Genomic DNA, 13596 nt, shown 5'->3' on the forward strand with positions numbered 1-13596 from the left:
ATTTCGTTCGTGGCGGGATCGACTGCCGCGTACAGCCAGTGGCGCTGGTCGTTGACCTGAATCACCGTCTCGTCCACCGCGATGTGATTCGGCTCGGCATCGCTTTCCGGCTGTAGGTCGGCTTTCTGCACCCAGTTGTGGATGGCCGTTCGACTGCGCTTGACACCCAATTTATCGAGTATCTGTTTGGTATTCGCAACTGATAATCCAGCAACGTGGAGGTGAATACCTACTTCAATGATCTCGCGGGGTGTCCGCTCTCGCTCAACAAATTCTAAGTCGATCCAATCGCTACGACCCCTGAGGCGTTCGATTTCTGGCATGGACACCACGAAATCCAACGCCTCATCCTTAACTTAACACCGCCCTGCCCAGTGAGGAAGAATTCAAGGAGCAAACCGAGAGCAACGAACCCACCGCTGATCCACGTCTTGAGTGCCCGCGGACTCACCCAGATGCTCTCGCGTTCCTCGGTCGCGTTCTGACCTTCGGACTCGTCGCTCGAACTGTCTGTAACCTCGTATCCAGCACGTTCGATAGCACTGATTATCTCGGCTTCTCCGGCCTCCGAAGAATCGTACGTGACAACGACGGTTCCGTTCGTTGGCCGGGTTTTATACGCTGTAACTCCAGCTTTGTCGAGTGACTTTTCGATCTTCCCCGCACACGAGGGGCAGTCCATCTCGGGAACCGTAAATTTCGTCGTTATCTCGTCGACGTCTTCGATGGTGTATCCCGCCTTTTCGACCCGATCAGCTATCTCGGTAGCGCTGGTTTGCTCGCTGTCGTATGAGACTGTCAACGTTCCCGTCGTCACTTGCGGGTCGATGCTGTTGATACCGTCCAGTTTTTCGACGCTGTTCTCAACTTTTCCTGCACACGAGGGACAGTCCATCTCCGGAACCGAGAGCTGTGCAACATTCCCTTGTCCGTGTGGTGGGGAGGTGTCATCGACATCCCTTGTATGCTGAGTGGACTCGTGACTATGCTGAGATCCCTCTTCGTGCGTGTGGGTTCGATTCGGTGGTTCGCCACGTTTGTCGTAGGAATCATCGTCAGGTGGGGTCATTACTCGCCGCTTGCCGCTACAGATTTATTAAATCTACTGCGATAAATGCTCCCTATTATGTTAAGAATTAATAAATACCATGTATTGAGTTATTAATATTCCCGTCAGATCATCTCACTCGAACTGTCCCGACCATTCCAGAACTCTCATGCGGAATACAACAGTACCCGTACGTTCCGGGTTGATCGAACGTGTGCTCGTAGTTCTCCCCCGGGGCGATGAGTCCCTCAGTAACCCGGTTCCTCGCAGCACGCTCTGACTCGAAGCCACCACTTGCGAAGTACACGGCCTCGGCAGGAATCTCGTCTTCGTACGCTGTGACCGTGTGCTGGATGTCGCTCTCGTTCGTCCACGTCACTGTCCCTTCGGTTTCGATCGTCGCAGTCTTCGGCTCGAACGTGTGATCGTCGGGCATCGTGACGGTCAGGCTCGACGATGCCTGCCCGCTCAAACATCCAGCGGTGCTCAGCGTCGCCAAGACGGCAGTACTGAGTCGCAATACCGTCCGTCGATTGTAGAATTTGAGTGTCATTGGAACAGAGATGGGTGGTGCCTATCAGAGCGCCACGAAGAGGTCGGTCACGTACATCACGCCGAGGCCGAGCAGGAACGCAAGCAGGTTCGTGGCGCTGGCCACGCGACCGCCTGCATCCCGAACCATTCCCGCGATCTCCCAGTTGACCTGTAAGATTGCGCCAACCCCGATCGCGAGGAAGAAGGCGCCGATCGTCGGCGAGTACGCGAGACTACCGATCCAACCGCCGAGGATGACGGGGGCACCGGCGATGACGCCGAGCGCAGCGAAGTGCTTGAACGACGGGCGCTCTCCGCGGGCGACCGGTGCAACGACAGCCGGGCCTTCCGTCACGTTGTGGAGCATGAACCCGATCACGAGGAACGCGCCGAGCGACACACGCCCGAGTGCGAACGAACTCCCGATCGCCAGCCCTTCCGCGAGGTTGTGCAGGCCGATCCCGACCGCGACCAGATAGGCGATCCAGAGACCGCTACTCGCCCGACTGTCACCGGCGGCAACACGGCCCTTGCGCCACGCGCTGATTGCCTGAACGAGAGTGAGTGCGCCGAGGATCCCGAAGACGACCAAGAGGTCGCCCTCGTACGCGCCCGGAACCCGTTGAGCGAGTTCGAACGCCTCGAACCCGGCGTCGAACGCCAAGAAACCGAGGACGCCGGCCGCGAACAAGAGCACGGCGTGCAGCCACCGATCGCTCATCGTCTTGATGTAGGGGAACCACAGCATCCCTAATGCGACCGGGATCACACCGACGAACAGCCCGATGACTGCAAGCGTCCAGAGCAGACTGAGGCTGAATCCAGGTGCCTGACTCGGAGCGACGATCGTATTCTCGAATGTTGCCCCGTCAGAGAGTACGAGGGCGACGTTGAGATCCCATCCCGGATTCCAGTGATACGGGATCACGATCTGTGCGCTTTCCATCGGAGCGAGCGTTTGGTCGCCACCGGCTCCTTCGACCTGAAAATTCCAGTAGGCCTCATCGACGAGGACCTGTGCAATCGTCACGGAATCGGGCCCGTTGTTCGTTACGTGTAACACGACCGTTTCGTCGCTCGGAAGCGTCGTGTGCGTGATCGTCACGTCGGGAAGCGGTTCACCACTCTGGCTCTGAATACTCGCGAGTGGTGACGTGAACGCGAACACACCCAAGACGAGCACGAGCAACACGATCGGGAGTATCGCGCTGACCCATCGCGGTAGTCCGAGCGGCTGTGTGACCTCGTTTTCAGTAGATACACCACCGTCTGGCGTCGGTTTTTGTGTCTCATCCGCCATGTTAGACCACCTCAAAGAAGCTCATCCAGCCGAGTTCGGCGAACTCGGATTGGTGGGCGTGGAACATGTACAGCCCGGGTTCGTGATCCGAGTAGTCGAGCTCGATGATACCGCGTTGCGCCTGCGTCTGCATGATCGTGTCTACGGTCTTGCGCGTCGGTGTCAGCGTAGTCCCGTGGTCATAGTAATCGAAGAACTGCGAGTGCGTGTGGAACGAGTTGATGAGGTCGAACTCAGTCGCATTGGAGAGATACACGCGTTGCCGTTCGTTCTTGTCGATCTGGATGGGACGCTTCGTCTCGCCCGCCGTCCAGTTGCCGGTGCCGTCGGTACTACCGACCCCGTATGCGAACGCCCGTGTGTTCGCCGCGTAGACCTCGTTCCCGCCGTCGAAGTTAGTGTCGAACGAGTTCATCACCATGACCATCTCGTTGACGGCGTCGTTTTCGGTGTACTCGTGGTTCCGGCTCTTCGCCTCTTCGACGAACCGCGTCCGCATGTCGTCGGTAATCGGGCCGGGGTAATTGACGTAGTCGCGTGGATTCTCCCTGACGCGTTCGGGGTCCGGATCGACGATGATCGTGCCGTAGAGTCCGCGGTGGATGTGTTCTTTCAGCGGGAGCGAGTGGCAATGATAGAAGTGCGTACCGGCGGGTTGGGCAATCCATTCGTAGGTGAATGATTCTCCCGTTTCGAGGACACCAGGCCCGTTTTGGGGGATTCCGTCCATTCGCGGGTTAAGGTTCTTCAGATGCGGATGGATCGTGTGAGCGTGCCGTCCTAGGTTCGTGAATTTAACGCGAATTAGGTCGCCCTCAACGGCACGGATCGTGGGGCCCGGCACCTGACCGTTGAATGCCCACGCTTGGAACTCGACGCCCGGAGCGATGGTGATCGTTGTGTCGACGGCGGTGAATTCGAACTCCCGTACGGTTCGACCATCCTCCTCGTAGACTTGCTGCGGAACGTTATCCTGCCCGCTGTCTCCGGTATTGAACGCGGTGAGGAACTCGTGCGGATCGAAGTCCAAATCTTGGTATTCGCCCACCGAACCGAAGTTACCGTGTGTATCATCGCCCTCGTGGCCGGGTGACGCACTTGCACGTGAACTCCCGAGTCCAACGGCGGCACTTCCCGCGACACCAAGACTGCCGAGTACCGTGCGACGACTGACGCTCGTTTCACCAGTGAGTGATTCAACCAAACGCTGTTCGAGTCGTTTGGTGACATCTGCCGCACTCTCGTAATTTATCGAGGGCATGATCTCCTCGACGGGTTGACTCTTCGGATACCCATATGTGATAGTGGATGGGCCCAATATATAAATTAGACCCATCTAAACTTCGAATAGGTCTAATCTAAAAATAGACTAGCGGACTTCCGAGCTTCTCAGTGAGAACTCTGTGTGAGAGATTGGGTGGATATGGAACATGCGACTTCTTCGGGTAGCGCAACCGGACCATCTCCGCTATCAGGGTCAAGTGTGACCATTCCAAACGGCGCAATCTCGACAACATCTACGACAGTTCCGGGGAGAATCCCGTGTTTGGACAGGTACCGGAGGAGATCTGGATCTGTGTCCGGAACCCGTACGATCTGAACGCTGTCACCCACTTGATGATCAGCAAGACGTTCACCATCCTTTGCTCCCGATACATCCAGATTCGCGGTGGGAATTGGGTCGCCATGCGGATCAACCGCTGGTTGTCCTAGCTGCTCTGCAATCCGGTCGGCAAACTTACTGCTGATGTGGTGTTCGAGACGATCTGCTTCGTCGTGTACCTCTGCCCAATCATACTCGAGGTGGTCCGTCAGATATCGTTCTAACAGTCGGTGATGGCGAATGATTTCGAGAGCAATAGGAACTCCAGTATCAGTGAGCTCAACTCCCCTGTAGGGTTCGTACAGCACGAAATCACGCTCTGATAACTTTTTCATCATACTGGTAACCGTCGGTTGCTCTACATCCATATACTCAGCGAGTACCGAGGTTCGTACCCGGTCGTCCGCTTCGTTCTGGAGATAATAGATCGCTTTGAGATAGTCTTCCATGATCGCACTCAGCATTGTGAAATAATTAGATAAGGCTAAATTTATAATTTACTGCGTCTGTCTTACTTGGAGTGATAATTATCGATTGTGTCCAGCCAGCAACCACAGCTAAATTTGAACTATCATCAAAAATGACTCACTCTGTTGAATTTATATTACTTAAATTCCACCTCCAGTGAAACCGTCAAGCAGGCCACGGTATGTCGTGTTCTTCCGAACTTTGAGACACAACAGACCAACGTGTTGCGGGAGTGTATAGTGGTGTTTGGAGAGCTTCGAGGAGTATCGAAAGACTGCTCGCCGGGCCAGATGGATAGATTTCTCAGTAAATCGGAGAATCTGCGACTTCGGGAGAGCCTTCATTTCGTGAAATTACAGGACAAACATATAAATCTAAGAGGATTTCAACAGAGCCAATTCCGTTGTTCTGGCTCTCTTTGTGCTTTACGCGGGTGCTCTTCTCCGGTAACACTGTGAGGTATTGACCACAATCAAGCCAGCATATATCACTTGGATAGAATTTCAATCTAGCTGTAAATTCGTGTTCTACTCAACGTTTCCACTCAAAGCGTTGATTTTGTAACCTTCCTCAGTATATTGTATGAGCACCCCTGACGATTCACCTTCTAGTGGAAAATTTTGAATGCACTCTGTGCGAAGCGTACCAGCTAGGGATCACCATCCGTAACGAGTTCAAAGAAACCGATCTCGTCACTGCGTTCGAGAACCTTGATCACTCGATAGACGCGATCAAAGACGAGTATCCAGCGTGGCATCCTGCGCCACTCTCCTTTCGAGCAATGGTCCTCTCGTTCGTTTTCATGGAGATCACCGGAGATTCGTACGCCGAGTTTTCTCGACGACTCACCCGGCAACCGGAAGTCGCCACTATTCTCGGCTTCACCCGAGTACCTGACGAATCGGCCTTCTCACGAGCGTGGCGAAATAGATTCGACGACGAGACCCACGAATATGTCCACGCTGCTGCCCACTTTGTTATCAAAGAAGTTCACGATCGCGATATCTCAGCGTCTGAGGTTCGCCCCAAGAAAGAGATCGTCGAAGGTACTGAAGAAAACATAGACTCAGTCGAAGACGAATCATTCTCACAGAACGCAATCGTCCAGACAACGCGCCTCGCGCGTGATCACGCCTTCGGTCATTTCGACTCTGATCGGGCGTCAAACACTACCTACGAAGACACGCAATTTTTCGAGTTACAGACGTTCATGGGGATGGTTCGATGCGGAACCGCGCAAGGAGCGACTCGCTTTCAGTACCGTCGTGGTGAAGAGTATGGACCCCACGGCGACACCCACCTCCGCGCTGTCAAACAGTTCGATCCTGAAGGCCTCGTGAGCGGATTTAACGAGACGACGGATCGCTTACTCTCCGTGATCGCCTCTGAAGCATCGTTCCGACGTCCAGTCACGGCCGCGATCGATATCACAACTATTCCCTACTACGGAGAGGTCAAAGGAATGCCGATGGTCAGCGGGACGAAGGATAGAGACGGTCGAGCGTTCAAATTCGCAACCCTCTCGATCATCGGGCAGAACATTCCGCTCGTTCTCGCCGTAGAACCGGTCCGAGAGAGCTCTGAGTGGGATGAGAACTCGTCGAATCAGATTCATCGCACTGTGCGGCGACTGGTTCGACAAGCGAAAGAACACGTTCCGATTGAGACAGTGCTGTGTGATCGGGAGTTCGATTCGATACGCGTGTTTCAGACGCTCTCAAACCTCGATGTGAACTACCTCATTCCGAAGCGAGTCTCCAGCTCTGAACGGGATGTACTCGAACAAATGGAGGAAGACGACCAAGAGGTGGCCGTTGAGTCAGCTTCTGTCCATGTGGAATCTGGATCGCATCCAATGCGGCTCCTGTACGTACCGTCGACGAGTGGTGAGGGGACGGCCGTCTTCGCGACGAATCTCCGAGTCGGTCCGGAGGAAGCCGAGTCGTTCTGTAGACGGTATAGTCGTCGGTGGCAAATCGAGAGCGAGTACAAATCGATCAAGGGCGACTTTCTCGCGAAGACCTCCTCGAAAGACTACCGTGTTCGATTGTTCTACTTCGTGTTCGCGGTGCTGTTGTACAATATCTGGCGGCTCACCGATTTCCTGCTGAAAGCAGTTGTCGACGGAGAGATGGACTACGAACCCGTGTTGACTGCGGGTGAGTGTGTTGAGCTCGTTGCCTCGGCGTTGATCCCGCACGACTAATCGGCTGAGCTCTCGCTGGGTTCGCCGCTCAAGAGTGACAACCGTATTCAGCAGCGCCAAAATCCACGCAATTTCGTACGCTCGTCCGGTAGTTCGAGAGTAAGGATTCAAAATCGATCCCCGACTGCTGAGAATCACCACGACTTGATGGCGATTCGATCCAAAACTAGCCTATCCTCCGAAACTGTGGAACATCAGGCGGCAGAAATCGGTATAGCGATATACAATATAATAGTGTGTCCGTACCGCTTAGATAGGCTCTCGAAGCCGAGATCACTCGATAAGCACTTACAAACTCACATATTCGCCGCAATTACTTACTTGGTCTTAGCTGAGTAAGACAGAGTAAGCTCTTAGTGACCCCCACCCGTGACCCCAAACGAGGCAGAATCAGAATCATGGCCGACCCTTCCACCGACGCACGCTCCAGCCCGATCGTCACTGCTGGAGCGGCGTTCCGACGGCACAACCCTCACACTCCGGAGGGCCAATGACGGGCCGCCGCTCCGTCGAGACCGCGATCGACGACACGTTCACAAAATTCCTCACGGACAAGGGGAAGGGTGACGCTGGCGAGGACGGTGCGTACCGGACGGACGCCAAGCGTGAAATAAATCGATTCAAGGAATGGTGTCTCGGTCAGAGAAGCGATAGTGCGAACGCCTCCCCGCCCGAATCGTGGGCCGGCGTCGTCGACGGCGATACTGTCCGGTTTGCGGACCTCGACACGACGGTCTTCTCGGACTATGCGCGGTATCTCTCGTCGGAAGGGAACACCGCCGGGACAGTGCTCACCTACTATGCCCACGTCGCGTCGTGGTGCGGGTGGGCACACGCGCAGGGGTACATCCCGCGCCACTATGCTCGCGAATCGGACGCCGAGGACCCGCTCCCCGAGAACGATGGCCGACGTCCAGGGGACCAGCAGGCGTGGGAACCGATCCACCGGGACCTGATCACGCAGTTCGTCGACCGGCGCGTCTCCGAGACGTTCGACGCGCTCGGCGAGATCGAGGTTCCGCACGCCGACAGGGGTGATCCGGACAGCGAGCTGTGGCGGGCCAAACAACGAGCGCGCTTCGAAGCGTACCAGCGGTGTCGCGAACAGGCACTCGTATACGTGGTTGCGTATACGGGCCTGCGCGGGTCGGAGTTTCTCTCGGCGCCGAAGGAGGACCGCGAGGGCCGCAACGGGATCCGATGGCGTGACGTGTCGTTCGCGGACAGCAGCGTGACGGTGTTCCGGAAAAGTCGCGAGTGGAAGGAGGCGTCGCTCCCCGAACCCGTCATCGGGCCGTTGCGCCGGTACGCCGAGGTGCTAGATGTCCCGGATTCGTGGCCGGTGTTCACGACGCTTCATCGACCTTCGCTCGCTTCGCACGTCACTGATGGATTGGGTGACGCCGGCCTCGACGACGACGCGATCGAGAGCATTCGAGGCGGGGCGCCCGACCTGATCGTCGCCGCCGAACACGAGCTTGACGCGCCAAAGCCGCTCACCACCGGCGGCGCCCGGTCGATCATGGAACGGCTCTGGACTCACGATACGCTTGCCGAACGTCGCGACGAGCTGGACCTCACACTCGACGGGGACTATCTCGAACTTCACGGCGGGCGCCGGGGCGTCGGGGAGGTACTCGTCCGGCAGTTCGGCTACGCCGCTGCGGCGCGGTACCTCGACAACAGCGAGGAACAGGTCCGCGAGGCCTACCAGCATATCGAGGCGGCCGAACGCGCCGACATGGCGACCGAAGCGTTCTCGCAGACAGACAACCGGGTAAACGAGCGGTAAGACCCGACTCTCATGTTACTATACGATAGTAACGTCTGAATCAGTAGATCCGCCTGAGAGTCCAGTCCAATATCTTCGAGGGATTAGCTGAGTAGCGGATCAGCACTGCTGCTCGATCCACTGACACCACTTCTCGAAGTCCTCCGCCCCGGATTGCTCTGCGATGTTGCGCAACGTACCAATTCGGATCCGATCGTGTTGCGGTACAGAGACGACGCGGACATCATCGTCGTTTGTCGGGTGCTCGTACCGCAACTTGACGTGGCTACCAGTCCGGTCAACAATGACGAAGCGGTTTTTCGTGAGTGCCTTGACGATGTCGCGCCCAGAGAAATCGCGTGACGCCATTCGATTTACTGCATAAAGTCAGGGAGGCCATCGTTCTCATCACGAGCCTGCGCTACCTCATCCGGATCGATACCGAGTTCCTCGAGTACTTTCTCCTCTTCCTCCCGAGTATCGATCGACTCGCCGATCTCACCCTTGTGAAGTGCGACTGCCTCGTCGAGGTTGTCGAGGGCATCCTGCCTCGTCTCACCTTGGCTCGCAACACCTGTCTCCTCGTCACGGGCAACCCACCAGCCGTCGTCCGCCTGGGTAAGCGTGATGGTTCGCCCACCCTGAGGATCGTCGTTCGTACTCGTTTCAGTGCTCATTATCAGCGTATTACCTGAGTAGTGTGATAAGCATTCGGCCGGTAAATCTCCAAAACGCAGGCCATCGATAGTGGCCGCCATGGAGTCGAGTTGAGTTGTTTTCGAGAACAAGACCGTCAGTCAGTGGATCACCTGTAGCTGCTTCTCGGTGGACCGAAACCGCGTCAAAGCAGTAGCACTACTCGTCGACGTCGACGGCAATCGCTTCCTCGGGGGAAGCGATCTCGATCTCGGCGGCACCGCGCTCAATCTCCTCGGGCGTTCTCCCCTCGGCCTCGGCGAGCAGCGCGGTGAGCTCCTCGTCCGAAATGATGTCGGCGTCGGCGGGGGCTTCGCGGCTCATGTCTTTCTCTACCCGTTGTGAAGGGATAAACCGGTATCATCCTTGGCGTCGTCAACGTTGCCCTCCTCTGGGACATGGCTACTGGGCGGTGACCACGAAGTAGCGACACCTGTTCTGCCCACGGCTATCAGCTTCTCGTCCGGGAGAAGCTGTTGGCCTAATCTTAAGATTAAGTCAGACACAGGTCACGCGTTGACTAGAACCTGATTCTGTGGATGTAGAAAACCAATCTGGATAAGACACCACGGGAAAGCCATCAGAAGGTGACTGACCGGGAATTTTTGTGTGTGAAAATGAACGTCAATATATGTCCGTAACTGCCGCTGTTATACTCGCCACTCTAACAGCGTTAGTCGTTGTTTTAGCAGGGTTTGGCGGGTTTGTCGGAGTGCGCCGTCTGCTCTCGTGAGGGCGTAAAACGGGTACTCAACAGAACCCCTGTACAACTCACGTGAGTTCACCATCTCTTCCAAGATGGTCAATAACACCCCAGAGCGGAGCCACCAGTACAGCTCCAAATACAGCCTCAGGAAGCCCGGGAGACTGGATCGATAAGAACGGGATGTAATAGATTCCAGCAACACCAAGAACCGCAAAGGTGCCGATCCACAGAGGCGCACTATGCATGGGACCGCGATGAGCCGGCATTACAGCCTGTACAGCTTTTGGGACGCCAGCCTTGGCTGCGAGAAAGAGAGTGAATACAATAGCGCCAATAATGATGTACTCTTGATATGCGACGTACGTGCTCTGGGTCCAACTAGACACTGCCGAAATAAGTGTCTCCCTGAACCGGTAGATTACAACAGCCCCACCTAGGGTACACACCCCAATAAGGAGGTGATTCAGTCTTTTTCTTGGGAGGGAGCTATGTGAATCAGTATCTGGGAGATCAGTACCGATCGCAGGCAGGATGAAGAACGCGGTAAGTACTCCAACCGACGCAAGGGCATTTCCGTATAGGTGGAACAGACCTGCCGCGGCGATGATTCCGACAACTCCTCCAGTTATTACAGCTCCTCGTCGATGTTCTTCGTTTCCTGGCATAATTATGAGAGCTGTTTCTGTCGATCAACCGGGCTACGATACGCGAATTGGGTGACCATGAAGTGTCGATGTATACTAACGAATTAAAAATAATGTAACCGGGGCGAAAGTGGTACTATTGAAGCTGGGCAAGTTATGGGCTAAATTCATTAAAATGATTTATCACTGATATTTCTGATCTGCCAGTGGTCAGTAGTAGATCCAATATCAACAGCTAATTCCGAGCATCCCAAAGTGCGACTAAGACTGCAGCAACCCCGATTCCAGTTTTACCCCATCCCAGAATCCACGAAACCGTTATCAAGAAAACAACGGCCAATACGAGTCCACTCCACGGGAGCTGTCTCTTCGTTTCCTTCAGTCTGCCATTCATACCCCATTTTTGTACTGCCGATAACATTTTGACTTCGTGAACGTATGCGTTCACGTGACCCAATCAGACAATTCGCGTCCTGGGGCGGTCTTAACTCGTCAACAACGCGACTATCTCCAAGGAAATGTTGACAAATCTGGTGACGCCGACCGTGCGTTCAGGTACAAGATCCGACAGCGGCTCCGCGCCGCCATGCATGATCTAGCACTCATATACAATTGCCTGTCAACAGATGAGCTCCGAACGACATTTGGAGACGACCACAGACCAGAACAACCGGAAGATGAGCCGATACCTGGGTATGCTCCCCGAGACAACTATGGGCGCATCGGACATGGGTATGAAGATGAGCTTGGCATCCCCCGTGAAGGAGATCTTGGATCTGGGTTCCCTGGTGGGAGGAGTGTGATTGAAGCTGGGCTTGAACATTTTATCGAATCTAATCCGAAACGCTCGAAGGCAAATCCTCCGATGCAACGCTCACTACGTGACTCAGCTGCGTATTTATGTAGAGCTGCTACCGCCGCACAAATCAAACCTGACCGGGTTCTTGAGGATGGCTATAACGCATATCTGCGAGATCATCAACGTGCAGATAGGGTAGCGTATGTCAAGCAGTACAGTGAAAATGCTGCGTACAGAGAAGCGCACGAGATAATTAGAGATCCTGAAAGAATGAGTTTGAACAGAGCGCACAGAACGGCCATCAAGCGGCGAGGGAAGACCGTAAAAGAGCTTGTAGAGCGCTTTGACTCAAGTTAAACGGGCGACCGCTGTGTCAGACGCCGCACTCTCCCGATGTTCGTCTTCGTTGTTGAACGCTGCCATCGGACCATACAGCACCTGGACGCGCGCTCCTGGCATCGACTGGACGGGTTGGCCCCAGGGTTCACACCCGGCGGATGGGGCGACGCTCTCTTCGACGAAGCGACGCGGCTTGTTCAGTACCCGTCGGAGCTCACGGATGTCTTCTGGTGTGACCTCTTCGCCGGTGCGGAAGGTCTTCGCGAGGGCGCGGAACTCGTCCTCGAAGGCGGCTCGGTTGTCATGACATTGGTCCTCCGCTAGGTGGCGAGCGAGCTTCTCCCAGTCTGCGTTGTCGCCGGTCATCATGCCCCCGTGCTCGACAGTTCCGCCTTCAGTTCGACCCCAGCATCCGCGGCGTACCTGCTGAGCGGCACTCTATCAACCCACACGACCGTTCCTCCTTGGTCTCGGAGTAGATAAAATCACTGAGCCGGATCATCTGCGCTTGGTACGGCGAGTCATCTCTGAATGGGTTCTCGATGCGGTGGTGGAACCGCTCGATGGCGCGATCGGCGGCGGTGCTTGGGACGTTGTAGAACACCGGCACCGTGGGTTTGTCCTCGGACGATGTCCGCTCACGGTCTTCGGAGATCGGCTCTTCGACGCCGCGATCCCTGTCGATGTCGCGGCGTGGAGTGGGGTACTGTAGACGGCCACAGGGGGGCCCCCTCGACGCCCTCGTACGCACGAGCGAACTCATGCCACGCCTTGCCGGATGAAGTACGGTTGTTCGTCCGGGTGTGCCGTGAGAGCATCCTTGAGGAGCGAGGGCACCTCGCCAGCTGACGGTTGCGGGAACCGGTCGCGGTACGTCGGCTCGAGCTGCCATCGACAGCGCACTACGAGTGCCGCCACTGTGGATACAGTGTGGAGGAGGACGTCGATGAATGTCCACAGTGTGGCTCTGACGAGATTGCGGCCTACGATCTCGAGTAATTGCTGAAGTGCTCACGGGTGGTAGAGAAACTTCAATACCTTATGTAGCACCCGAACGCTGATATGGCTCCGATTGTTACATAAGGTATGAAGCAGCCGTCACCACCCACCTCGCTCCCGAAGTATCTCGCAGAAGGGCTCCCGAAACAGGATACGGAGACACTCCATGAGATACAGAACTACGTCGAGGTACTCATTGAGTATCGCAACCAGTCGGTTGACACCGACGAGCTTCCGGAGACTGCCGAGCCCGTCGACGAGTCCGATAGCGCAGGAAGCGGGACCGTTGTCAAAGAGAAAGTCACCTGTGGCGACGACAGCTGTAAATGCGCAAGCGGGAATCCCACGGATATGCACGGCCCGTATCTCTACCGCTACTATCGTGAGAATGGGACAATGAAATCGGAGTACGTCGGCAAGCCGGGAAATGAATAGTAGTGTGAGGGCGTCATAGAAGTCTTCTCACACCTACACAGGAATCAC

General features: G+C 55.7%; 16 protein-coding genes and 2 pseudogenes. 5 read left to right on the top strand and 13 right to left on the bottom strand.

The window, feature by feature from the left end; genetic code table 11:
* From CK500_RS16525 to CK500_RS16555, 7 genes and pseudogenes are all read right to left on the bottom strand, one after another.
* Positions 1 to 323 (bottom strand): annotated as a pseudogene (locus CK500_RS16525) (IS6 family transposase); the annotation flags it as partial.
* The gene (locus tag CK500_RS16530) at positions 275 to 1069 is read right to left on the bottom strand and encodes a heavy-metal-associated domain-containing protein (RefSeq protein WP_095638279.1); all 795 of its coding nucleotides are present in this window, start codon (positions 1067 to 1069) and stop codon (positions 275 to 277) included. The pseudogene CK500_RS16525 and the gene CK500_RS16530, both read right to left, overlap by 49 nt.
* A gap of 109 nt (positions 1070 to 1178) precedes the next feature.
* Positions 1179 to 1484, bottom strand: a complete 306-nt coding sequence (locus tag CK500_RS16535; RefSeq protein WP_321166838.1) for a cupredoxin domain-containing protein — start codon at positions 1482 to 1484, stop codon at positions 1179 to 1181.
* 141 nt (positions 1485 to 1625) lie between these two features.
* Positions 1626 to 2882 (bottom strand): ZIP family metal transporter, encoded by a 1257-nt coding sequence (locus tag CK500_RS16540; protein ID WP_095638281.1) that lies wholly within the window; start codon positions 2880 to 2882, stop codon positions 1626 to 1628.
* Position 2883: 1 nt separating this feature from the next.
* The gene (locus CK500_RS16545) at positions 2884 to 4143 is read right to left on the bottom strand and encodes a multicopper oxidase domain-containing protein (RefSeq protein ID WP_095638290.1); all 1260 of its coding nucleotides are present in this window, start codon (positions 4141 to 4143) and stop codon (positions 2884 to 2886) included.
* A 128-nt stretch (positions 4144 to 4271) separates the two neighbouring features.
* Positions 4272 to 4949: a metal-dependent transcriptional regulator gene (locus CK500_RS16550; protein WP_095638282.1), complete on the bottom strand. Its 678-nt coding sequence runs from the start codon at positions 4947 to 4949 to the stop codon at positions 4272 to 4274.
* Between the two features lie 168 nt (positions 4950 to 5117).
* Positions 5118 to 5297, bottom strand: a pseudogene (locus CK500_RS16555) (IS5/IS1182 family transposase); the annotation flags it as partial.
* A 266-nt stretch (positions 5298 to 5563) separates the two neighbouring features.
* On the opposite strand from CK500_RS16555, the gene CK500_RS16560 reads away from it, so the two are divergent.
* Positions 5564 to 7159, top strand: coding sequence for a transposase (locus CK500_RS16560; protein ID WP_095638283.1), 1596 nt, complete (start codon positions 5564 to 5566; stop codon positions 7157 to 7159).
* Between the two features lie 490 nt (positions 7160 to 7649).
* Entirely contained in the window at positions 7650 to 8951 is a 1302-nt protein-coding gene (locus tag CK500_RS16565) for a site-specific recombinase (RefSeq protein WP_095638284.1), read from the top strand.
* Between the two features lie 99 nt (positions 8952 to 9050).
* On the opposite strand, the gene CK500_RS16570 is transcribed toward CK500_RS16565, so the two are convergent.
* From CK500_RS16570 to CK500_RS17100, 4 genes are all read right to left on the bottom strand, one after another.
* Positions 9051 to 9299, bottom strand: coding sequence for a type II toxin-antitoxin system HicA family toxin (locus CK500_RS16570; RefSeq protein WP_095638285.1), 249 nt, complete (start codon positions 9297 to 9299; stop codon positions 9051 to 9053).
* Between the two features lie 5 nt (positions 9300 to 9304).
* Positions 9305 to 9607, bottom strand: coding sequence for a type II toxin-antitoxin system HicB family antitoxin (locus CK500_RS16575; RefSeq protein ID WP_095638286.1), 303 nt, complete (start codon positions 9605 to 9607; stop codon positions 9305 to 9307).
* A gap of 178 nt (positions 9608 to 9785) precedes the next feature.
* A complete protein-coding gene (locus tag CK500_RS16580; RefSeq protein ID WP_233139266.1) occupies positions 9786 to 9950 on the bottom strand; it encodes a hypothetical protein in 165 nt (54 codons plus the stop codon).
* 447 nt (positions 9951 to 10397) lie between these two features.
* Entirely contained in the window at positions 10398 to 10997 is a 600-nt protein-coding gene (locus CK500_RS17100) for a hypothetical protein (RefSeq protein ID WP_144049604.1), read from the bottom strand.
* 565 nt (positions 10998 to 11562) lie between these two features.
* On the opposite strand from CK500_RS17100, the gene CK500_RS17105 reads away from it, so the two are divergent.
* Positions 11563 to 12132: a hypothetical protein gene (locus tag CK500_RS17105; RefSeq protein WP_144049605.1), complete on the top strand. Its 570-nt coding sequence runs from the start codon at positions 11563 to 11565 to the stop codon at positions 12130 to 12132.
* Here the strand turns inward: CK500_RS17105 and CK500_RS17110 are convergent.
* Entirely contained in the window at positions 12124 to 12483 is a 360-nt protein-coding gene (locus CK500_RS17110) for a hypothetical protein (protein ID WP_144049606.1), read from the bottom strand. The two genes, CK500_RS17105 and CK500_RS17110, sit on opposite strands and share 9 nt — an antisense overlap.
* Before the next feature lie 25 nt (positions 12484 to 12508).
* Positions 12509 to 12877, bottom strand: a complete 369-nt coding sequence (locus tag CK500_RS16590) for a hypothetical protein (protein ID WP_095638288.1) — start codon at positions 12875 to 12877, stop codon at positions 12509 to 12511.
* A gap of 89 nt (positions 12878 to 12966) precedes the next feature.
* Between CK500_RS16590 and CK500_RS17845 the strand changes: the two genes are divergently transcribed.
* Positions 12967 to 13113 carry a DUF7129 domain-containing putative zinc-binding protein gene (locus tag CK500_RS17845; protein ID WP_269843963.1) on the top strand — a complete coding sequence of 49 codons (147 nt, stop codon included), beginning with the start codon at positions 12967 to 12969 and terminating at the stop codon, positions 13111 to 13113.
* Between the two features lie 87 nt (positions 13114 to 13200).
* Positions 13201 to 13548, top strand: a complete 348-nt coding sequence (locus tag CK500_RS16595; RefSeq protein WP_095638289.1) for a DUF6788 family protein — start codon at positions 13201 to 13203, stop codon at positions 13546 to 13548.
* Positions 13549 to 13596: the final 48 nt, after the last annotated feature.

The sequence above is a fragment of the Halorubrum salipaludis genome (assembly GCF_002286985.1).
Taxonomy (GTDB): Archaea; Halobacteriota; Halobacteria; order Halobacteriales; family Haloferacaceae; genus Halorubrum; species Halorubrum salipaludis.